Origin of the sequence: Pseudomonas sp. CFBP13509, from assembly GCF_005233485.1 — a bacterium.
Classification (GTDB): Bacteria; Pseudomonadota; Gammaproteobacteria; order Pseudomonadales; family Pseudomonadaceae; genus Aquipseudomonas; species Aquipseudomonas marginalis.
The window spans coordinates 77,364-97,835 of record NZ_QGAA01000021.1 but is presented as its reverse complement, the minus strand read 5'-3'; the positions used below and the strand labels follow the sequence as shown (position 1 = coordinate 97,835).

The 20,472-nt window shown below is 61.8% G+C and carries 17 protein-coding genes and 2 pseudogenes; 11 read left to right on the top strand and 8 right to left on the bottom strand.

Annotated features, from left to right (window positions below; genetic code table 11):
- Positions 1-377 precede the first annotated feature (377 nt).
- Positions 378-509: pseudogene (locus tag PspCFBP13509_RS26780) on the bottom strand (MerR family transcriptional regulator); the annotation flags it as partial.
- On the opposite strand from PspCFBP13509_RS26780, the pseudogene PspCFBP13509_RS26775 reads away from it, so the two are divergent.
- Positions 502-780 (top strand): annotated as a pseudogene (locus tag PspCFBP13509_RS26775) (2,4-dienoyl-CoA reductase); the annotation flags it as partial. The pseudogenes PspCFBP13509_RS26780 and PspCFBP13509_RS26775 sit on opposite strands and share 8 nt — an antisense overlap.
- A gap of 77 nt (positions 781-857) precedes the next feature.
- Positions 858-2,582 carry a ubiquinone-dependent pyruvate dehydrogenase gene (gene poxB, locus PspCFBP13509_RS26770; protein WP_137212916.1) on the top strand — a complete coding sequence of 575 codons (1,725 nt, stop codon included), beginning with the start codon at positions 858-860 and terminating at the stop codon, positions 2,580-2,582.
- Positions 2,583-2,831: 249 nt separating this feature from the next.
- Here poxB and PspCFBP13509_RS26765 read toward each other — a convergent pair whose 3' ends face one another.
- Complete coding sequence (locus PspCFBP13509_RS26765; protein ID WP_027606488.1) at positions 2,832-3,389, bottom strand: NADPH-dependent FMN reductase; 558 nt, start codon at positions 3,387-3,389, stop codon at positions 2,832-2,834.
- Between the two features lie 226 nt (positions 3,390-3,615).
- Here PspCFBP13509_RS26765 and PspCFBP13509_RS26760 point away from each other — a divergent pair, with 226 nt between their 5' ends.
- The gene (locus PspCFBP13509_RS26760; protein ID WP_065927911.1) at positions 3,616-3,852 is read left to right on the top strand and encodes a hypothetical protein; all 237 of its coding nucleotides are present in this window, start codon (positions 3,616-3,618) and stop codon (positions 3,850-3,852) included.
- 63 nt (positions 3,853-3,915) lie between these two features.
- Here the strand turns inward: PspCFBP13509_RS26760 and PspCFBP13509_RS26755 are convergent, their stop codons facing one another.
- On the bottom strand, positions 3,916-4,260 hold the full coding sequence (locus PspCFBP13509_RS26755) for a hypothetical protein (protein ID WP_065927912.1): 345 nt from the start codon (positions 4,258-4,260) through the stop codon (positions 3,916-3,918).
- Positions 4,261-4,441: 181 nt separating this feature from the next.
- Here PspCFBP13509_RS26755 and PspCFBP13509_RS26750 point away from each other — a divergent pair, with 181 nt between their 5' ends.
- Complete coding sequence (locus PspCFBP13509_RS26750; RefSeq protein ID WP_137212915.1) at positions 4,442-5,335, top strand: LysR substrate-binding domain-containing protein; 894 nt, start codon at positions 4,442-4,444, stop codon at positions 5,333-5,335.
- On the opposite strand, the gene PspCFBP13509_RS26745 is transcribed toward PspCFBP13509_RS26750, so the two are convergent.
- The 5 genes from PspCFBP13509_RS26745 to PspCFBP13509_RS26725 all read right to left on the bottom strand — a co-directional run bounded on the left by PspCFBP13509_RS26745 (position 5,332) and on the right by PspCFBP13509_RS26725 (position 10,458).
- Positions 5,332-5,913: a GNAT family N-acetyltransferase gene (locus PspCFBP13509_RS26745; protein ID WP_137212914.1), complete on the bottom strand. Its 582-nt coding sequence runs from the start codon at positions 5,911-5,913 to the stop codon at positions 5,332-5,334. The genes PspCFBP13509_RS26750 and PspCFBP13509_RS26745 overlap by 4 nt on opposite strands.
- 8 nt (positions 5,914-5,921) lie before the next feature.
- A complete protein-coding gene (locus PspCFBP13509_RS26740) occupies positions 5,922-8,177 on the bottom strand; it encodes an Orn/Lys/Arg family decarboxylase (protein ID WP_137212913.1) in 2,256 nt (751 codons plus the stop codon).
- Between the two features lie 202 nt (positions 8,178-8,379).
- Positions 8,380-9,120 carry a DNA polymerase III subunit epsilon gene (gene dnaQ / locus PspCFBP13509_RS26735; protein ID WP_176718769.1) on the bottom strand — a complete coding sequence of 247 codons (741 nt, stop codon included), beginning with the start codon at positions 9,118-9,120 and terminating at the stop codon, positions 8,380-8,382.
- An 82-nt stretch (positions 9,121-9,202) separates the two neighbouring features.
- Entirely contained in the window at positions 9,203-9,655 is a 453-nt protein-coding gene (rnhA, locus tag PspCFBP13509_RS26730; RefSeq protein ID WP_003173571.1) for a ribonuclease HI, read from the bottom strand.
- A 44-nt stretch (positions 9,656-9,699) separates the two neighbouring features.
- The gene (locus PspCFBP13509_RS26725; protein WP_137212912.1) at positions 9,700-10,458 is read right to left on the bottom strand and encodes a class I SAM-dependent methyltransferase; all 759 of its coding nucleotides are present in this window, start codon (positions 10,456-10,458) and stop codon (positions 9,700-9,702) included.
- Positions 10,459-10,523: 65 nt separating this feature from the next.
- Here PspCFBP13509_RS26725 and gloB point away from each other — a divergent pair, with 65 nt between their 5' ends.
- From gloB to PspCFBP13509_RS26690, 7 genes are all read left to right on the top strand, one after another.
- The gene (gene gloB / locus PspCFBP13509_RS26720; RefSeq protein WP_065927916.1) at positions 10,524-11,291 is read left to right on the top strand and encodes a hydroxyacylglutathione hydrolase; all 768 of its coding nucleotides are present in this window, start codon (positions 10,524-10,526) and stop codon (positions 11,289-11,291) included.
- A 98-nt stretch (positions 11,292-11,389) separates the two neighbouring features.
- A complete protein-coding gene (locus PspCFBP13509_RS26715) occupies positions 11,390-12,805 on the top strand; it encodes a lytic transglycosylase domain-containing protein (RefSeq protein WP_092357791.1) in 1,416 nt (471 codons plus the stop codon).
- A gap of 144 nt (positions 12,806-12,949) precedes the next feature.
- The gene (locus PspCFBP13509_RS26710) at positions 12,950-14,779 is read left to right on the top strand and encodes an extracellular solute-binding protein (protein ID WP_137212911.1); all 1,830 of its coding nucleotides are present in this window, start codon (positions 12,950-12,952) and stop codon (positions 14,777-14,779) included.
- Complete coding sequence (locus PspCFBP13509_RS26705; RefSeq protein ID WP_065947738.1) at positions 14,776-16,620, top strand: extracellular solute-binding protein; 1,845 nt, start codon at positions 14,776-14,778, stop codon at positions 16,618-16,620. Before PspCFBP13509_RS26710 ends, PspCFBP13509_RS26705 begins: the two co-directional genes overlap by 4 nt.
- Positions 16,621-17,697, top strand: coding sequence for a microcin C ABC transporter permease YejB (locus PspCFBP13509_RS26700; RefSeq protein WP_027606500.1), 1,077 nt, complete (start codon positions 16,621-16,623; stop codon positions 17,695-17,697).
- A gap of 1 nt (position 17,698) precedes the next feature.
- Entirely contained in the window at positions 17,699-18,718 is a 1,020-nt protein-coding gene (locus tag PspCFBP13509_RS26695) for an ABC transporter permease (RefSeq protein ID WP_027606501.1), read from the top strand.
- A gap of 1 nt (position 18,719) precedes the next feature.
- Positions 18,720-20,333 (top strand): ABC transporter ATP-binding protein, encoded by a 1,614-nt coding sequence (locus tag PspCFBP13509_RS26690; protein ID WP_065947737.1) that lies wholly within the window; start codon positions 18,720-18,722, stop codon positions 20,331-20,333.
- The last annotated feature ends 139 nt before the right edge of the window (positions 20,334-20,472 follow it).

The following is a 20,472-nucleotide window of genomic DNA, read 5'->3' as shown; positions in this document are numbered from 1 at the left end:
GCTGCGGCGGGTTTGCTGTGACATAGGTGCCTCCAAGGTTGCGATTAAAATATCGCTTCTTGGCGTCCGCTGCGAGGGAACAAGTCCACCAAAAACGCTTCGCCCCACCACTCGGCACCTCGCCCAGGCTCGGTGTGCCCGTAATCCGACAGCGATTTGGGGGGCCGCCGCCACGCGCCATCCATGGCGCGGGGCGGCTAAACCGGCATCCCTGCCGGTTTACCCCCCAAATCACTATCGAATTCCGGCCAGCGTGGTTTAACGGGGCGCCTGAGATCAAGATCAAGATCTAAAGCAAGATCAAGGGCGGCTCGCTTCGCATCGTGGTTAGCGTTGGCTGCTACGTTGTGTAGATACCTATGCTCATCGAAGCTTTTTCAGGCACCGATCTTAATCGATGCCAGCACCTGCTTCTGCCCCATGGAGCACGGCACGCCTTCCGGCTGCGCCCGGACCGCCTCGATCACGCCCAGCAACTGCGCCTTGCTATGAGCCAACTGCGCCTGCATTGCCACCGCCCTCACCCTGGAACCGCAACTGATCAAACACTGGCACGAGGGGCGCGACCTCAACCCGCAACTCAAACCGATCAGTTGGCAGCGCAAACCCTTGGCCGCTCTCGCGACCCTGGCCGTGGTGCGTGACCAGATGCGCCGCCTGAGCCGCGGCCGCTTGCCCGATGCCAAGGTAGCACCGTGGCTGGCGCTGGTGCGCGACCAGTGGTTTATCGCCCGGCGCACCCGGCAATACCGCGCGTCCATGACGCAATCTTCACATTAAAGGCGGAGCATTCGCCGTGATCGAACTGTCCCCTATTGATCAGCAGTTTTTAACCTCACTGACGATTGGAGTTCTTCATGGCGAAAATCAACCTGGCCCAGCAATTGGCGACCACCCTTGAACAGGCGGGGATCAAGCGCATCTGGGGCCTGACCGGCGACAGCCTCAACGGCCTCACCGACGCCCTGCGCACCATGGACAGCATCGAGTGGATGCACGTGCGCCACGAAGAAGTCGCCGCCTTCGCCGCCGGTGCCGAAGCGGCGGCCACGGGTGAACTGACGGTGTGCGCCGGCAGCTGCGGGCCGGGCAACCTGCACTTGATCAATGGCCTGTTCGATTGCCATCGCAACCATGTGCCGGTGCTGGCGATTGCCGCACAAATCCCCTCCTCCGAGATCGGCCTGAACTACTTCCAGGAGACCCATCCCCAGGAACTGTTCAAGGAGTGCAGCCACTTTATCGAGCTGGTCACCAACCCCGAACAGATGCCGCACGTGCTGCACCGTGCCATGCGTTCGGCGGTCCTCAACCGCGGCGTGGCGGTGGTGGTGATTCCGGGGGACGTATCGTTGCTGGAAGTGGAAGACAAGCTCAAGCCCTGGCCGGCCCTGCACGCACCGCGCACCCTGCCGGCGGAACAGGACCTGCAGCGCCTGACCGAGATCCTTGAAAGCAGCGAGAAAGTCACCCTGCTGTGCGGCAGTGGCTGCGCCGGTGCCCACGATCAAGTGGTGGCCCTGGCCGACACGCTGGGGGCTCCGGTGGTGCACGCCCTGCGCGGCAAGGAACATGTGGAATGGGACAACCCATTCGACGTGGGCATGACCGGGCTGATCGGCTTCAGCTCCGGCTACCACGCCATGCTCGACTGCGACACGCTGATCATGCTCGGCACTGACTTTCCGTACCGCCAGTTCTACCCCACCGCTGCCAAAATCATCCAGGTCGACCGCAACCCGCAGGCCCTGGGCCGTCGCGCCACGCTGGACCTGGGCATCGCTGCCGATGTGAGCGAGACCCTCGACGCGCTGCTGCCGCGCCTGACCCGCAAGACCGACCGCAGCTTCCTCGAGACCTCGCTGAAGCACTACGAAAAAGCCCGCCAAGGCCTGGACGACCTGGCGCAACCGTCAAAGGCCAACCGGCCGATCCACCCGCAGTACGTGGCGCGTTTGCTCAGCGAACTGGCGGACGACGATGCAATCTTCACAGCCGACGTGGGCTCGCCGACGGTGTGGGCGGCGCGCTACCTGAAAATGAACGGCAAGCGTCGCCTGATCGGCTCGTTCAACCACGGCTCCATGGCCAATGCCATGCCCCAGGCGATCGGTGCGCAGGCAGCCTTTCCTGGGCGCCAGGTGATCTCGATGTCCGGCGACGGCGGGTTTGCCATGCTGATGGGGGATTTCATTTCACTGGCGCAGTTGAACCTGCCCGTCAAAGTCATCGTGTTCGATAACTCGTCCCTGGGCTTTGTCGCCATGGAAATGAAGGCCGCGGGCTACCTGGATGCCGGCACCGAGCTGAAAAACCCGGACTTCGCCGCCATGTCCAACGCCATGGGCATCCTCGGCATTCGCGTGGAGCAATCCGAAGACCTGGAACCGGCCCTGCGCCGCGCCCTGGCCCATGATGGCCCGGTGCTGGTGGATGTGGTGACGGCCACCCAGGAACTGGTGATGCCGCCGAGCATCAAGCTGGAACAGGCCAAGGGCTTCAGCCTGTACATGCTCAAGGCGGTGATGAGTGGGCGTGGAGATGAAGTGATCGAGTTGGCGCGGACTAACTGGTTGCGCTGATCCAACACTGAGGGAGGGGGCAAGCCCTAACTCCAGTCAGTTAAACCTGTAGTGAGCGGGCTTGCCCCGCGCTGGGCTGCGCAGCAGCCCCAAAACACAGCCCCGGACCTGCCTGGCACACTGCAGAGCTCTTATTGGGGCTGCTGCGCAGCCCTGCGCGGGGCAAGCCCGCTCACCACAGTTACAGTGTTCATCCTTAACTGACTGGCGTCAGGGCTTGCCCCTCCCACAGTGGACAATGGCGCAGATTCAAGCTGTCTGTTTTTCTACCCATTTGCCGTAGGCATCAATAAATGCCTGCAGGAACGGCCTGGTCTTTTCCGACACCTTGCCGGCGTCATCGAACACGCTGCCCGCTCCGCCCAGGTAGGCTTCCGGCTGCTGCATGCATGGCACATCGAGGAACACCAGGGACTGGCGCAGATGGTGGTTGGCGCCAAAACCGCCAACGGCGCCCGGGGATACGCTGATGATCGCCCCCGGCTTGCCGCTCCAGGCGCTTTGGCCATAAGGACGGGAGCCGACGTCAATCGCATTCTTCAACGGCGCGGGTACGGAGCGGTTGTACTCCGGTGTCACAAACAACACCGCGTCGGATGAACGTACCTGCTGACGGAAAGTACTGTAGGCTGCGGGCGGCGATGCCCCGTCGATGTCCTCGTTGTAGAGCGGCAAATCGCCAATTTCCACAATGTTCAACTTCAGGTTGGCGGGGGCCATTTCGGCCAGTGCCAGGGCGACCTTGCGGTTGATCGAGTCTTTTCTCAGGCTGCCAACCAGGACGGCAATCGTGTAGACCTTGCTCATTGGGTTTCTCGACGTCTGACTAAGGGAGCTTGTAGTTATAAAGGCTTCGCAGTGCGTTCACCAGAAGGTTTTGATAATCCTCCAGACGTTTGGCCCGCGATTTGATGCGTAGGAACCGTCTGAAAATGTCAGCGAATAGTATTTTTTTTCAATAGGTAAACTCCCCCTCTTTATGACGGTCTACAGCACCGCGAATTGAGTGTTTATCTCCAGAGGTTCTAAACAGATGGCAGCAGTACTAGTCGGACAGTTTCATGCCAGAGACGCAGAAGGACGCGTGTATTCGGTGCATGAGTTCCAGGAATCCAACCCGGCGCAAGGCGACCTGGCTGGCTCGGCACCCACCACCACCTACAAGCTGGCCATTGGCGACCGGGTAGAAAAACTCGAAGGCGATGAGTTCAAGCTGATTCAGTCGGGGACCATTATCGTCCGCGAATCGCAGACCGTCCTCGCCTCATAAGCTTGATCGCCCAGGCGTACCTGCTCAGTCCCGGCCATTGACGGCATCGACTGGGCCGGGCGGTCACGGGCTGCGAATTTCCGTCACTTCAAGCCCCGACTCACCGTCCACTTGCTTGAGCGTCACCATCAACCGGCCCCGCTCGCCTTCCACCGCGTACATCACCCGCCTGTAGCCCGGCGAGTTGTACCCCGGATACGCCACCACCTGCTTGACCTGCGTCATGCCCAGCACCGTGCCGACCTGCGCGGCGACTGGCTCCTGGGCACGGATAAATGCCTCAAGCGTGAGGTTTTCCGGAGCTGATTCATCGTGATTGCTGAAGAGATAAGCAGCCACGCACCCTACGGTCACCAGGACCAGCAGTTGCTTGACCGTTACCCCGAGAACTGTCGAGGGCAGAGGCATAGGAGACCAGACCTGTTTTTGTTGTATGTGCCGGTAATCGGCATTGGTCGTTGATGATCAGACTCGCCATTCTAGTGAGGTCCTGGCTGAACGCCAGCGACATACGCGACCCACACCGTCTTTTTTGCGCACGACGGCATGCACCATTGAATCCCCACGGCGCTGCACATAGACTCCGGCCATGCGTTTACGTCATATCGAAGTGATTCAGGCCATCCTGCAGACCGGACACCTCGGCACCGCCGCCGAATGGTTGCAACTTCCCGTGGGCGATGTAGACGCGGCACTCAAGGAGGCCGAGCGGCAATTGGGCTTCATGCTGTTTGCCAGTGTGCGCGGGCGTTTGCAGGCGACACGGGAAACCCTGGAGTTGCAGGCAGAAATAGCCCATGTGTACGAAGCCCTGGAACCGGTGCAACGCCTGGCCAGCCGCTTGAAACACCATCACGCCCCCACCCTGCGCGCCTTGTGCACGCCGCCCCTGGCCAATCAACTGCTGCCCCAGAGCATCGCGCTGCTGCGCCGACGCTTCCAGGACACGCCGTGCAACCTGTCGAGCCAGCCAACCCGGGAAATCGTGCGCAGCCTGCTGCTGCACGAGGCCGAGGTGGGCCTGAGCCTGCATGACCCGGAACATCCGCAAATCCACAGCACGGTGCTGGCCCAAGGCAAACTGCAATTGCTGGCGCCCCACGGCTGGCTCAAGCCCAAGCAGAAGTACATTGCGCTGCAGGACCTGGCCGGGCAAGCGATGATCGGGCTTGAAGGACACGACCCGCTCAGCCGTCTGCTGGACGCCAAGCTGCAAGCCCTGCGCCCGCTGCCGGTGGTGCAGACACGGGTGCAGACCTACCAGATGATGCGCAGCATGGTGGAAGCCGGCGAAGGCCTGGCGATAGTCGACCCATTCACCGCGTTTGGCGCGCGTGAGGCGGGTTTGGATACATGCCCGGTATCGCCGCCGATGCTGGTCAGCCTATATGCGCTGACACTCAAGGATGGCGTGACCTCGCCTGCGCTGAATGCGTTGCTGGAGATCGTCACGCAAAAGGCCCAGGGCCTGCTGGAAAGTTAACGCCGCTCGGCGTCGGCCTTGAACAATCGATACCAGAAAATCGCCACTTCACGGGTTTGCGGGTCGATGCCGCGATAGCGCAGGTGATCGATCCCGCCCATCACGTAGCCGCAACGCTCATACAGACGGCAGGCACCCAAGTTGTTGTTCTGGGTTTCCAGCATCATGCCCGGCAGGTTTTTCTTGCGGCTCCAGAACTGCGCCACATCCAGCAGCGCCTTGGCCACCCCGTGCCGACGGGCAGGCAAGGCCACCGCCAGCTCGTCAACGTGGGCAAAGCCGTTCCAATTGGTGCTGACCACGATATGCCCGACCGCACGATCATCCAGGTAGGCCATGAAGATCGCACTGTCCGGCGCATCGCGAAAACTGGCGAATTCTTCCGGGTCGATGCCATAGCACTTGCGGTACGGCACGATGCGCTCCACGGGCCATTGATCGACCCGCCTGCCCATCTCCGGCACGCCATAGGCACTGACCTCAAAGCTGAAATCATTGCCCCACACGTAGGCGTCGAAGCCCTCGTCGGCGACCCGCACACTGAGCCCTGGATACTTCGGGTTCATTACAGCTTGCATAAACATCCTTAACCCTTGATGCAATCGACGGTGTAACAACGACCACTGCCGTCATCTTCGTGTTGTAACCCGTGAACATCGGCAACAAAACCGGGGAAACTGCTATCGAACGTCCGGGCAAACGCCAGGTAGTCGATGATCGACCGGGTCGACTCGGTAAAGCGCTCGCCCGGCATGATCAACGGAATGCCCGGCGGATAAGGCACCAGCATCACGGCTGCAATGCGTCCTGGCAAGGCATCAATGGACACGGCCTCCACTTCGCCCCTTACCAATTGGTCATAGGCGTCGGCGGGTTTCATCGCGATTTCCGGCAACACCGTGTACATGCGCTTGAGGTGCCTGGCGGTGGCGTTGCTGCGGTAACAGCCGTGCAATTGATCGCACAGGTCGCGCAAACCCAGGCCCTGATAGCGCGCCGGGCCCTGGGCAAACACCGATGGCAAACAACTGGCGAGGCTGACATTCGCGTCGTAACTGCGCTTGAACTCCAGCAACTCGGTGAGCAAGGTACTCCATTTGCCCTTGGTGATGCCCATGGAAAACAACACGAGGAACGAATACAGCCCGGTCTTTTCCACCACCAGCCCACGCTCCCAGAGGAATTTGCTGACCACCGCGGCGGGAATCCCATGCTCGCTCAAGGCACCGCCGGCCGTGAGGCCGGGCATCACCAGGGTCACTTTGATCGGGTCCAGCAGCACGTAGTCTTCGGCCACGTCACCAAAGCCGTGCCAGTCATCCTGCGGCTGCAACAGCCAATCCTCCGTGGCGACGCGGTCGATGCCCGCCACCGACGGCGGCTGCCAGATGGAGAACCACCAATCTTCGGCGGCGATATGCTGGCGCAGGTTGGCCAGGGCGCGGCGAAAACTCAGGGCCTCGTCGAACATTTCCTGCAGCAGCGAGCGCCCGGCCGGGCCTTCCATCATCGCCGAGGCGACGTCCAGCGAAGCAATGATGCTGTACTGCGGCGACGTGGAGATGTGCATCATGAAGGCTTCATTGAAACGGTCGCGGTCCAGTTGACGCGCGCCGCCGTCCTGCACATGGATCATCGAGGCCTGGCTGAACGCCGCCAGCAGCTTGTGGGTGGAGTGGGTGGTGAACACCAGCGGGCTGTCCGGGGTACGCGAGGTGCCCATGCCGTAGCGCCCGGCAAAGAACTCGTGGAACGCCGCATAGGCGTACCAGGCTTCATCGAAGTGCAGCACCTCGACACTGTTGCCCAATTGCTGCTTGATCAGCTCGGCGTTGTAGCACAGGCCGTCGTAGGTGGAGTTGGTGACCACGGCCAGCTTCACCTTGGGGGGCCGGCCGCGGGTCAAGGGGCTGGCGTCGATCTTGGCGCGGATCGATTCCGGGCTGAACTCGCTCAGGGGAATCGGACCGATGATGCCCAATTCGTTGCGCTCCGGGCACAGGTACAGCGGGATGGCACCGGTCATGATGATCGAATGCAACACCGACTTGTGGCAGTTGCGGTCCACCATCACCAGGTCATCGCGCCCGACCATGGAGTGCCAGACGATCTTGTTGGCGGTGGACGTGCCGTTGATCACGAAAAAGGTATGGTCGGCGCCGAAGTTGCGCGCGGCGCGGGCTTCGGCTTCGGCCAGGGGCCCGGTGTGATCCAGCAGCGAGCCCAGTTCGGGCACCGAGACCGACAAGTCCGAGCGCAGGGTGTTTTCCCCGAAGAACTGATGAAACGCCTGCCCCACCGGACTTTTGCGATAGGCCACGCCACCGCCATGGCCGGGGGTGTGCCAGGAATAGTTGGAGTCGGCGGTGTGTTGCACCAGCGCCTTGAAGAATGGCGGCAGCAGGCCATCCAAATATGTGCGGGCAGCACGGGCCACCTGGCGGGCGAGAAACGGTACGGTGTCTTCGAACAGGTAGAGAATGCCGCGCAGCTGGTTGAGTTCGCTCATGGCATCGGCCGGGGCGTTTTCCAGGGTGACCTGCTCGCCCAGGGCAAAAATCGGCAGGTTCGGCGCCCGCAGGCGGGCCAGGCGGATCAGCTCGACCATGTTTTGCAGCAGGTGGGTATTCTCACCGGCGCCTTCGGCGGCGATCAGCATGCACGCCAGGCCGTGATGGGTCGACGCCACCAGCCGGCCTTCGGCGTAGTCCACGGCGGAAAAGATACTGAAGCCCTCTTGCTCCAACTCCCGGGCGATGCCCCGAACCCGGTCGCCGGCAACGGTGTCGGCCTTGATGTCGCGGTGCACGATAAGCACGGGGAACTTCAGGTCTTTGTACATGAGCGCGTGTAGTCCTGAGGGCTATGCACTCAAGGGTAGAAGCTCGGGGACGATGACGCGAATGAAGATTCTGAAAGCAATGGAGGTCAACCCTGGGAGGGGGCTTGCTCCCGATGACGGTATGCCAGCTCATATTTGATTGGCTGATACACCGCTATCGGGGGCAGGCCCCCTCCCACATTTTGATCATACCTACGCAGGGCTATTGTTGTGTTAGCTGGGTCCACAACGCCGGCGCACCCGCCGACTTCGCAATAGCCTCCAACCGCGCCGCATGCTCGGCCAGATCCTGCTCGCTGGCGCGAATGATGGTGGTGGGCTTGCGATCGGCCGGCAGGCGGCGGATTTCCGAAGGGCGGTTGCCCGAGCCTTCCGCCGAGCCAGTGCCGTCGGAGGCATTGCCGGCCAGGGACAGGCTGGTCTGCCCGCCGGTCATGGTCAGGTAAACGTCGGCGAGAATCTCGGAGTCGAGCAAGGCGCCGTGGAGTTCACGGCCGGAGTTGTCGACGCCATAACGTTTGCACAAGGCATCGAGGCTGTTGCGCTGGCCCGGGTGACGCTCACGGGCCATCATCAAGGTGTCGAGGATCGAGCAGTGCTTGGAAATATCCGCACGATCCGTCTGCCCCATCAGGGCAAATTCGTTATTGATGAAGCCGACGTCGAACGCCGCGTTATGGATGATCAACTGGGCGCCGTTGATGAATTCGAAGAACTCATCGGCCACTTCGGCGAAACGCGGCTTGCCCTTGAGGAACTCGTCGGTGATGCCGTGGACGCCGATGGCGCCTTCGTCACTGTCGCGGTCCGGTTGCAGGTAGACGTGGAAGTGACGACCGGTGAGGCGCCGACCCATGAGTTCGACACAGCCGATTTCAATGATCCGGTGGCCGTCGGTCACCGGCATGCCGGTGGTTTCGGTATCGAGTACAACAGATCGGATGGCCATCAGGGTTCAGCTCTCAACGGTGTGGTGTGCAGTGTGGTGTGAGTCAAGGAGCGCGATGTTAACACGTCAACCAGCATCAGCTCTGCTTGTAGCCCCGCACTTCGTCCACACCTCTATTGGCAAGCTGGTCGGCGCGCTCGTTACCCGGATGGCCGATGTGCCCGCGCACCCATTTCCAGGTGATGTCATGGCGGTTGCATTGCTCATCGAGCAATTGCCACAGGTCGGCATTCTTGACCGGCTCCTTGGCCGCGGTCTTCCAGCCGCGCTTCTTCCAATTGACCATCCACTCGTTGATGCCTTTCATCACGTATTGCGAGTCGGTGACCAGCAGCACGTTGCAGCGGCGCTTGAGTTCTTCCAGGCCGCGAATGGCGCCCATCAGTTCCATGCGGTTGTTGGTGGTGTTGGCTTCGCCGCCCCACAACTCCTTCTCTACGCCCTTGCACACCAGCAAGGCGCCCCAGCCGCCGGGGCCGGGGTTGCCCTTGCAGGCGCCATCGGTGAAGAGTTCTACGCTATCGGTCATCGGTTACATCCATCAAGACGGGCAGGTCTGAAATCAAAAAAGTTCTACGGTTCGCTTTGCTTGCGGTTGACCTTGGCCATCGGCATCGGCACCAGTTTGCCCATGGGCTGGCGCAGCACCTGGCGCACCGGCCGCAGCCCGACCACGATCTTGCGCGCCACCAATAAATAGAAGCCGCCACCCGACAGTTGCCAGGCGCCCGCGCGGCGTTCCCAACCGGTCAGGCGGCCTTGCCACTTGGCCGAGGCAAGCGGCGGACGATAGCACCCGAAGCGGCGTTTCTCCAGCGCGAAGCCCAGCAGGTTCAGCCAGTCCCCGACCCGTGATGGCGAGATGCAGCGCGCCTGACGCAGGCCATCATGGGCGAACACATGGCGCAGGCCCCAGCTGCTCCAAGGGTTGATGCCGATAATCAGCAAATGGCCACCAGGGCGCACGCTGCTCGCCGCTTCACGCAGCAGACCGTGGGGCGACAGGCAGAAATCCAGGCCATGCTGCAACACCACCACATCGGCGGCGTGCTCGCTCAATGGCCAGGCCTGTTCTTCGCAGACAATCTCCACCCCCGGCAACGGCGCGCCCAGGCGCACGTTGCGTTGCACCTGGGGCGCGGCGGGCGGGGTCTGGGCCGACGGACCGTAATGCACCAGGTAGCCGCCAAAGAAACGACCCAACTCGTCTTCGAGCATGCGCCGTTCTTCATCCAGCAGAAATTGCCCGATGGGCCCGGACAGCCATTCACGGGCTGCGCCGATCAGGGCCAGCCACTCAGGATCGGCCTGGGCGAACGCTTTATCAGTCATTGCATTCTCCAACTCGCCTAGACGTTCTAAGATGCACCAATGTGTTCAGCTTGGCGAATCGAAGAATGATACAGATCAGTGCCCTGCCCGCCTTCACCGATAACTACATCTGGTTGCTGCAGGACCCGCAGACCCAACGGTGTGCCGTGGTCGATCCCGGCGATGCCGCGCCGGTACTGGCCTGGCTCGAGCAAAACCCGACGTGGACCCTCAGCGACATCCTGATTACCCACCATCACCACGATCATGTCGGCGGTGTCGAGCAACTCAAGGGTGTGAGCGACGCCAAGGTGTATGGTCCGGCCAACGAGACGATCCCGGCGCGGGACATCGCCCTGCGGGATAACGACCGCATCAGCGTGCTGGGCTGGGACTTCGACGTCTATGCCGTGCCCGGCCACACCCTAGGCCATATCGCCTTCTACCACCAGGGCGTGCTGTTCTGTGGCGACACCCTGTTCGCCGCCGGTTGTGGCCGCCTGTTCGAAGGCACGCCGGAACAGATGCACACCTCCCTCGAGCGCCTGGCCGCCCTGCCCGCCGACACCCTGGTGTACTGCACCCACGAATACACACAAAGTAACCTCAAGTTTGCCCAGGCGGTGGAACCGCAGAATGCCGACATCTCCGAACGGGTGGAAAACGTCCGTCAGCTGCGGGCCCGGGGCGAGATGACGCTGCCGTCCAACCTGGCCCTGGAAAAGCGTACCAACCCCTTCCTGCGCACCTCTGAAACATCCGTTAAACAAAAAGCGGACGAACGGAATGGCCGCGACAACCGCTCTGGGGCCGAGGTATTTGCTAGCTTGAGGGCGTGGAAAGATAAGTTCTAAAGGGACGCAATCTGATACGTAATTTCTGAATGGTTGACCGGAACCAAAGTGCTTTCTAGAATCGCCCGACATTTTTGCCCGGAACTTACTTCCAGCCAATGTCGTCATCTATTCGTAAATCCAACCATTCAGACGCATTGACCCGCCTGGCTCAAGCTGTGGCGGTGGCTGTGTCCGCCACGCTGGCGGGCTGCCAATCGACAAATTTCGCCGCACAATCCACCGTGCAACCCAAGCCCAACCTTGCCGCCAAGATCAAGCAGAAACCCGTCATCTGGCTTTCAGAGAAGCCTGCTCCAGAAGTACCCCAGGACGTGTGGGAACGCATGCGCCGCGGCTTTCAATTGCAGGACAACGTGGGCGTCAACCCGCGTATCGAGCAACAGCGCCTGTGGTTCGCCAGCAACCCGTCCTTCCTGGAGAACGCCGGTGAACGCGGCAGCCTCTACATTCATTACATCGTCGAACGCCTTGAAGAACGCAACATGCCCCTGGAGCTGGCGCTGCTGCCGGTGATCGAAAGTGCCTACAACCCGATGGCGTATTCGCGCAGCGATGCCGTCGGCCTGTGGCAGTTCATCCCCTCCACCGGGCGCTACTTCAACCTGCGCCAGACCCGCGCCTACGACGGCCGCCGCGACATCACCGCCTCCACCACCGCCGCCCTGGACTACCTGACCCGTCTGCACGACATGTTCAACGGCGACTGGCTGCTGGCCCTGGCCGCCTATAACGCCGGCGAAGGCACGGTGAGCCGGGCCATCGAGCGCAACGAGAAGCTCGGCCTGCCCACCGACTACTGGAACCTGCCCCTGCCCCAGGAAACCAAGGACTATGTGCCCAAGTTCCTGGCGCTGTCCCAGGTGGTGCTGGCCCCCGAGGCCTATGGCGTCAACCTGAACCCGATTGCCAACACGCCGTACTTCGAAGTGGTCGAGGTCAAGCAAAGCATGGACCTGTCGCGGGTTGCCGCGCTGGCCGAGATCGACGAAGACGAACTGTTCCAGCTCAACCCGGCGCTCAAGCAACGCACCACCCTGGATGGCCCGCAGCACCTGCTGGTGCCGAGCTCCAAGGCACAATTGCTCACCAGCACCCTTTCGACGATGAAGCCGGAAGAATTGCTGGCGATGCGCCCGAAAAAGCAGGTGTTCGACGAAGTCGAGACTGCTCGGGTGGCCGGCCGCACCCGCAGCTACAAGGTGCGCAGTGGCGACAACCTCACGCTGATCGCCAAGGCGAACAAGGTCGATGTGCATGACCTGCAGCGCTGGAACAAACTCAACGGCCAGGCCCTCAAGGTCGGCCAGACCCTGGTGATGCAGGACACCCGCAAGCTGGTGGCCAAGGCCGACAGCAAGAAGCCGGTGCAGTACAAGGTCAAGAAAGGCGACTCGCTGTACATCGTCGCCAAGCGCTTCAACGTCGAGATGCAACATCTCAAGCGTTGGAACCCACGTACTGGCCAGGCGCTGAAGCCTGGGCAGATGCTGGTGGTTTCCGGGCCGCGCTAAGGTTTCAAGAACCCCGGAGAACCAATGTGGGAGGGAGCTTGCTCCCACATTGGTTCTACATCATCCCGACTGGCTTTTTCCATCCGGAACAAGCTGTTACTGTACCGATCATAAAGCCCAAGCCGCCTGGATCGGATCCCTGACTTGAAGCGTCCCCTCCTTCTACTAATAAGTCTGGCCTTGAGCTTTGGTGCGAACGCGACAATAACCGAGAGCCACGGTTACACGCAGTTCGGCACGCTCAAGTACCCGGCCAAATTCACCCACTTCGATTGGGTAAACCCTGCAGCGCCGAAAGGCGGGACCTTGCGGGTCATGGCATTTGGCACCTTCGATACCCTCAACCCCTACACGTTCAAGGGTTCAAGCCCGGTTTCCACCCCCAACTTCCTGCAATACGGCGTCAATGAGCTGAATGAGCCGTTGATGGTCGGCACCGGCCAGTACGCGCCGTCCGGCGACGAGCCCACCTCCAGCTACGGGCTGATTGCCCAGTCGGTGGAATACAGCGAGGACCGCAGCTGGGTCGTGTTCAACCTGCGTCCGCAGGCGCGCTTCCACGATGGCAAGCCGATCACGGCCTATGATGTGGCGTTTTCCTATCGCACCCTGCTGACCGAAGGCCACCCCCAATACCGCACCAACCTGCAGGAAGTGGCACGGGTGGACATCCTCAACCGTCACCGCATCCGCTTTGTGTTCAAGCGCGCCGGCAACCCGTTGTTGATCCTGCGCCTGGGCGAGTTGCCGGTATTGCCCCAGCACTATTGGAAAAACCGCGACTTCAAGGCGACCACCTTCGAACCGCCCCTGGGCAGCGGGCCGTACCGCATCAGCAAGGTCACCCCTGGACGCCAGTTGGTGTTCGAACGGGTCAAGGATTACTGGGGCAAGGACTTGCCGGTCAACCAGGGCTTCTATAACTACGACAAGGTCGAGGTGGAGTTCTACCGCGACAGCGACGTGGCCTTCGAAGCGTTCAAGGCCGGCGAGTTCGACATTTATATCGAGCACCAGGCCAAGAACTGGGCCAATGGCTACAACTTCCCGGCGGTGAACCGTGGCGAAGTGATCAAGGCGCAGATCGCCCACCAGATCCCGACCCAAAGCCAGGGCCTGTTCATGAACACCCGGCGCCCGACCTTCAGCCAGACCAAGGTGCGTGAGGCCCTGGGGCTGATGTTCGACTTCGAGTGGACCAACCGCACCCTGTTCAGCAGCGCCTACAAACGCACGCTCAGCTATTACCCCAACAGCGAATTCGCCGCTGCCGGGGTTCCAATCGGCCATGAATGGCTGATGCTCTCCCCCTACCGCGACCAGCTGCCGCCCAACCTGTTTACCCAAGCCTTCAGCCTGCCCCAGACCGATGGGCGCGGCATCCCCCGCGAAACCCTGCGCCGCGCCCTGGCGCTGCTGGGCGAAGCCGGGTGGAAGCTGTCGGGCCAACGCCTGCTCAACAAGGACGGGCAACCGCTGCGCTTCGAGATCCTGCTGGTCAACCCCAACCTGGAGCGCATCCTGCAGCCCTATGTCGAGAACCTGATCAGCATCGGCATCGACGCACGCCTGCGCACCGTCGACCGCGCCCAGTACAAGCAACGCCTGGATCAATTCGATTTCGACATGATCCTGATCACCCTCAACCAGACCTTGAGCCCCGGCCTCGAACAGTGGCAGTACTTCCACTCGAGCCAGGCCGCGATCAAGGGCAGCAAGAACTATGCGGGCATCGCCAACCCCGTTGTCGATCACCTGCTGGAACAACTGCTGGCGGCGCAGACCCGCGAAGAACAACTGGCCGCCGGCCGCGCCCTGGACCGGGTGCTGCTGTGGCAGCACTACAGCATTCCCAACTGGTACCTCAACTATCATCGCCTGGCGTACCGCAACCGGTTCGCCTTTGTCACCACGCCGCCCTACAGCCTGGGCCTGAGCGCATGGTGGCTGAAAGCTTCGGAGAAAGCCCAATGATGTATTTGCGCAACGTACTGCTCGGCAGCCTGTTGCTGTGCACCACGGCCCACGCCGCCCCGCAACACGCACTGACGCTGTACAACGAGCCGCCGAAATACCCCGCCGACTTCAAGCACTTCGACTACGTCAACCCGGACGCGCCCAAGGGCGGCACCTTCCGCGAGTCGAGCATGGGCGGCTTCGACAGCCTCAACCCGTTTATCAGCAAGGGCGTGCCGGCCGACAACGTCAGCCTGATCTACGACACCCTGGCCATGCAGAGCCTGGACGAACCCATCACCGAATACGGCCTGGTCGCCGGCAAGATCGAAAAAGCCCCGGACAACAGCTGGGTGCGTTTCTACCTGCGGCCCGAAGCGCGCTTCCACGACGGCCACCCGATCCGTGCCGAAGACGTGGTGTTCACCTTCCAGGAATTGATCAAGGAAGGCTCGCCGATCTACCGCACCTACTACGCCGATGTCGATGAAGTGGTCGCCGAAGACCCGCTGCGGGTGCTGTTCAAGTTCAAGCGCACCAACAACCGCGAATTGCCGCTGATCCTCGGGCAACTGCCGGTACTGCCCAAGCATTGGTGGGCCACGCGGGACTTTGCCAAGGGCAACCTGGAGGTGCCGCTGGGCAGCGGGCCGTACAAGGTGGCCGAGGTCAAGGCCGGGCGCATGATCCGCTACGAGCGGGTCAAGGACTATTGGGCCAAGGACCTGCCGATCACCAAGGGTTTCTACAATTTCGATAACCGCATCACCGACTACTACCGCGACAGCACCGTGTCCCTGGAAGCGTTGAAGGCCGGGCAGTTCGACTACTGGCTGGAGTTCAGCGCCAAGAACTGGGCCAACGCCTACAACATTCCGGCCGTGACCGAGGGCCGGCTGATCAAGGAAGAAATCCCCAACGGCAATCCTACCGGCATGCAAGGTTTTGTGTTCAATACGCGCAAGCCGATGTTCCAGGATGTGCGCGTGCGCAAGGCCATCAGCCTGTTGCTGGACTTCGAGTGGAGCAACAAACAGCTGTTCAACGGCGCCTACACCCGCACCCGCAGCTACTTCGAAAACTCCGAAATGGCCGCCACCGGCCTGCCCGGCCCGGATGAGCTGAAGATCCTCGAACCCCTGCGCGACAAGATCCCCGCCGAAGTCTTCACCCAGGCCTTCGAGCCGGCCAAAACCGACGGCAGCGGCATGATCCGTACCCAGCAACGCGAGGCCTACCAATTGCTGCAGGAAGCCGGCTGGCGCATCGTCGACGACAAGATGGTCGACACCACGGGCAAACCGGTGACCATCGAGTTCCTGCTGGCCCAGACCGAGTTCGAGCGCATCCTGCTGCCGTTCAAGCGCAACCTGGCGGACCTGGGCATCGACCTGGTGATCCGCCGGGTGGATGTCTCGCAGTTCGTCAACCGTATCCGCTCGCGGGACTTCGACATGGTGGTGGGCAGCTTCCCGCAATCCACCTCGCCGGGTAACGAGCAGCGGGAGTTCTGGAAGTCTTCCAGCGCCGACAAGCCCGGCAGCCGCAACTACATGGGCCTCAAGGACCCGGCGGTGGACCAACTGGTAGAAGAACTGATCGACGCCGACTCGCGCAAAAGCCTGATCGCCCATGCCAGGGCCCTGGACCGTGTGCTGCAGTTCGGCTACTACGTGATCCCCAACTGGCACATCAAGACCTTCCGCGTGGCGTACTGGGACCACCTCGGCCATCCGAAAACCCCGCCACGCTATGACGTGGGCACCGCCACCTGGTGGGCAAAACCCAACGTAAAACCTGCCGTCACCCTGGAAACGACTACCGACACCAACGCCGATGCGGCGAGCGGAGGCGATTAAATGCTGGCCTATATTGTTCGCCGCCTGTTGCTGATCATCCCGACGCTGTTCGGGATCCTGCTGATCAACTTCATCATCATCCAGGCCGCCCCCGGTGGCCCGGTGGAACAGATGATCGCCAAGCTCGAAGGCTTTGAAGGCGCCACCAGCCGCATTGCCGGCGGCGGTGCCGAGGTCTCGGTGGCCGGTTCCAGCAGCTACCGTGGCGCCCAGGGCCTGGACCCGGCGCTGATCAAGGAAATCGAAAAAATGTACGGCTTCGACAAGTCGGCGCCGGAACGCTTGTGGATCATGGTCAAGAACTACGCCCGGCTGGATTTCGGCGACAGCTTCTTCCGTGACGCCAAGGTCATCGACCTGATCAAGGAAAAGATGCCGGTATCCATCTCCCTGGGGTTATGGAGCACGCTGATCATGTACCTGGTGTCGATCCCCCTGGGGATCGCCAAGGCCACGCGACATGGCAGCCACTTCGATGTGTGGACCAGCTCGGCAATCATCGTCGGCTATGCGATCCCGGCGTTCCTGTTTGCGATCCTGCTGATCGTGGTGTTTGCCGGCGGCAGTTATTTCGACTGGTTCCCCTTGCGCGGGCTCACGTCCAACAACTTCGATGAGTTGAGCTGGGGCGGCAAGGTGCTCGACTACTTCTGGCACTTGGCGCTGCCGATCACCGCGCTGGTGATCGGCAACTTCGCGACCATGACCCTGCTGACCAAGAACAGCTTTCTCGATGAGATCAACAAGCAATACGTGATCACCGCCAAGGCCAAGGGCCTGACCAACCACCGCGTGCTCTACGGCCATGTGTTCCGTAACGCGATGCTGTTGGTGATCGCCGGCTTCCCGTCGGCGTTCATCGGGATTTTCTTCACCGGCTCGTTGCTGGTGGAAGTGATCTTCTCCCTCGACGGCCTGGGCCTGATGAGCTTTGAAGCGGCGATCAACCGCGACTACCCGGTGGTGTTCGGCACGCTGTTTATCTTCACCCTGCTGGGGCTGGTGGTGAAACTGATCGGCGACCTCACCTACACCCTGGTCGATCCGCGTATCGACTTCGCCAGCCGGGAGCATTGAGATGAACCTGTCCCCCCTCAATCGCCGCCGGTTCGAGCGGTTCAAGGCCAACAAGCGTGGCTGGTGGTCGCTGTGGCTGTTCCTGATCCTGTTCGGGCTGAGCCTGGGCGCCGAGCTGATCGCCAACGACAAGCCACTGGCGGTGCACTACGACGGCGACTGGTATTTCCCGGCGCTCAAGCGCTACCCGGAAACCACCTTCGGCGGCGAATTCCCCCTGGAAGCCAACTACAAGAGCCCGTATATCCAGGAACTGCTCAAGGCCAAGGACGCCTGGACCCTGTGGGCGCCGATCCCGTTCAGCTACCAGAGCATCAACTACGACCTGAAGGTACCGGCCCCCGCGCCGCCTTCGCGCGTCAATCTGCTGGGTACCGATGACCAGGGCCGCGATGTGCTCGCGCGGGTGATCTACGGCTTCCGTGTGTCGGTGCTGTTTGCCCTGACGTTGACGGTGCTCAGTTCGATCATCGGCGTGATCGCCGGCGCCCTGCAGGGCTTCTATGGCGGCTGGGTCGACCTGGCCGGGCAGCGTTTCCTGGAAATCTGGTCGGGCTTGCCGGTGCTGTACCTGCTGATCATCCTCGCCAGCTTCGTGCAGCCGAACTTCTGGTGGCTGCTGGGGATCATGCTGCTGTTTTCCTGGATGAGCCTGGTGGACGTGGTGCGCGCCGAGTTCCTGCGCGGGCGTAACCTCGAATACGTGCGCGCGGCGCGGGCACTGGGGATGCAGAACGGCGCGATCATGTTCCGCCATATCCTGCCCAATGCCATGGTCTCGACCATGACCTTCATGCCATTTATCCTCACTGGCGCCATCGGCACCCTGACCGCCCTGGACTTCCTCGGCTTTGGCCTGCCGGCCGGTTCGCCGTCCCTGGGCGAACTGGTGGCCCAGGGCAAATCCAACCTGCAGGCACCGTGGCTGGGCATGAGCGCGTTTGCCGTGCTGGCGATCATGTTGAGTTTGCTGGTGTTTATCGGCGAGTCCGCTCGCGATGCCTTCGACCCGAGGAAATGAGATGAATCAGGACAATCTGATCGAAATCCGCGACCTCTCCGTCGAGTTCGTCACGGGCGAGCATCACCACCGTGTGGTGAACAACGTCAGCTTCGATATCAAGCGCGGCGAAACCCTGGCTTTGGTCGGCGAAAGCGGCTCAGGCAAATCGGTGACCGCACACTCGATCCTGCGCCTGCTGCCCTACCCGCTGGCCCGGCATCCGTCCGGCACCATCACCTATTCCGGCCAGGACCTGCTGACCCTGAAGGAAAAGACCCTGCGGCATATTCGCGGCAACCGCATCGCGATGATCTTCCAGGAGCCGATGACGTCGTTGAATCCGCTGCACTGCATCGAGAAGCAGATCAACGAAGTGCTCGGCCTGCACAAGGGCCTGACCGGCAAGGTCGCGACCCGGCGCACCCTGGAGCTGCTGGAACTGGTGGGTATCCCCGAGCCGCACAAACGGCTCAAGGCCCTGCCCCACGAATTGTCCGGCGGCCAGCGCCAGCGGGTGATGATCGCCATGGCCCTGGCCAATGAGCCGGAGTTGTTGATCGCGGATGAGCCGACCACGGCCCTCGACGTCACCGTGCAGTTGAAGATCCTGGAGTTGCTCAAGGAATTGCAGGCACGCCTGGGCATGGCCTTGCTGTTGATCAGCCACGACTTGAACCTGGTGCGGCGTATTGCTCACCGCGTCTGCGTGATGCAGCAAGGCTGCATCGTCGAGCAGGCCGAGTGCGAGACGCTGTTCCAGTCGCCCCGACACCCTTACACCCAGGAATTGCTGGCGGCGGAACCCAGCGGTGGCCCGGCCAGCAACGAAGTCGGCCCGCCGTTGCTGGAAGTCGATGACCTGAAAGTCTGGTTCCCGATCAAGAAGGGCTTCTTGCGCAACACCGTCGATTACGTCAAGGCGGTGGACGGGATCAACTTCAGCCTGCCCCAGGGCCAGACCCTGGGCATCGTCGGCGAAAGCGGCTCGGGCAAATCCACCCTGGGCCTGGCGATCCTGCGCTTGATTGCCAGCAAGGGCGGGATTCGTTTCGAAGGCCAGCAGCTGGACACGCTGACCCAGCAACAGGTGCGCCCGTTGCGCCGGGAAATGCAGGTGGTGTTCCAGGACCCGTTCGGCAGCCTGAGCCCACGCATGTGCGTCAGCGAGATCGTCGGCGAAGGCCTGCGCATCCACAGGATGGGCACAGCTGCCGAGCAGGAAGCGGCGATTATCGCGGCGCTCAAGGAGGTGGGCCTGGACCCTGAATCCCGTCATCGCTACCCCCATGAGTTCTCCGGCGGCCAACGCCAACGCATCGCCATCGCCCGCGCACTGGTGCTCAAGCCGCGCCTGATCCTGCTGGACGAACCGACCTCGGCGCTGGATCGCACCGTGCAACGGCAAGTGGTGGAATTACTGCGCAGCCTGCAGGCCAAGTACAACCTGACCTACCTGTTTATCAGCCATGACCTGGCGGTGGTGAAGGCGCTGAGTCACCAACTGATGGTGGTCAAGCAGGGGCAGGTGGTGGAGCAAGGCGATGCGCGAGCGATTTTCGCTGATCCGCAGCATGGGTATACGCGTCAACTGCTGGAAGCGGCCTTTCTGGTGCCCTGCCCGGAGCGCTTCTGAGCGATGAGCACGCCCACCTCCTGCGTTGGCGTGCCTCGCCATCGGATCACCGTGGCTGCCTACTCGACCTACAGCAACTCCGGATGGCGCAGGCTATCAAGCCCAGGTAAAAACCCTCGACCATGAAGTTCCGCCCAAG

Excerpts from the sequence above, each read along its gene's own strand:
- PspCFBP13509_RS26745 (WP_137212914.1), bottom strand. The coding sequence starts at position 5,913 with ATGCAAGCTGTAATGAACCCGAAGTATCCAGGGCTCAGTGTGCGGGTC.
- PspCFBP13509_RS26740 (WP_137212913.1), bottom strand. The coding sequence starts at position 8,177 with ATGTACAAAGACCTGAAGTTCCCCGTGCTTATCGTGCACCGCGACATC.
- PspCFBP13509_RS26755 (WP_065927912.1), bottom strand. The coding sequence starts at position 4,260 with ATGCCTCTGCCCTCGACAGTTCTCGGGGTAACGGTCAAGCAACTGCTG.
- PspCFBP13509_RS26725 (WP_137212912.1), bottom strand. The coding sequence starts at position 10,458 with ATGACTGATAAAGCGTTCGCCCAGGCCGATCCTGAGTGGCTGGCCCTG.
- PspCFBP13509_RS26700 (WP_027606500.1), top strand. The coding sequence starts at position 16,621 with ATGCTGGCCTATATTGTTCGCCGCCTGTTGCTGATCATCCCGACGCTG.
- PspCFBP13509_RS26705 (WP_065947738.1), top strand. The coding sequence starts at position 14,776 with ATGATGTATTTGCGCAACGTACTGCTCGGCAGCCTGTTGCTGTGCACC.
- PspCFBP13509_RS26750 (WP_137212915.1), top strand. The coding sequence starts at position 4,442 with ATGCGTTTACGTCATATCGAAGTGATTCAGGCCATCCTGCAGACCGGA.
- PspCFBP13509_RS26765 (WP_027606488.1), bottom strand. The coding sequence starts at position 3,389 with ATGAGCAAGGTCTACACGATTGCCGTCCTGGTTGGCAGCCTGAGAAAA.
- PspCFBP13509_RS26760 (WP_065927911.1), top strand. The coding sequence starts at position 3,616 with ATGGCAGCAGTACTAGTCGGACAGTTTCATGCCAGAGACGCAGAAGGA.
- poxB (WP_137212916.1), top strand. The coding sequence starts at position 858 with ATGGCGAAAATCAACCTGGCCCAGCAATTGGCGACCACCCTTGAACAG.
- PspCFBP13509_RS26695 (WP_027606501.1), top strand. The coding sequence starts at position 17,699 with ATGAACCTGTCCCCCCTCAATCGCCGCCGGTTCGAGCGGTTCAAGGCC.
- PspCFBP13509_RS26690 (WP_065947737.1), top strand. The coding sequence starts at position 18,720 with ATGAATCAGGACAATCTGATCGAAATCCGCGACCTCTCCGTCGAGTTC.
- rnhA (WP_003173571.1), bottom strand. The coding sequence starts at position 9,655 with ATGACCGATAGCGTAGAACTCTTCACCGATGGCGCCTGCAAGGGCAAC.
- PspCFBP13509_RS26715 (WP_092357791.1), top strand. The coding sequence starts at position 11,390 with ATGTCGTCATCTATTCGTAAATCCAACCATTCAGACGCATTGACCCGC.
- gloB (WP_065927916.1), top strand. The coding sequence starts at position 10,524 with ATGATACAGATCAGTGCCCTGCCCGCCTTCACCGATAACTACATCTGG.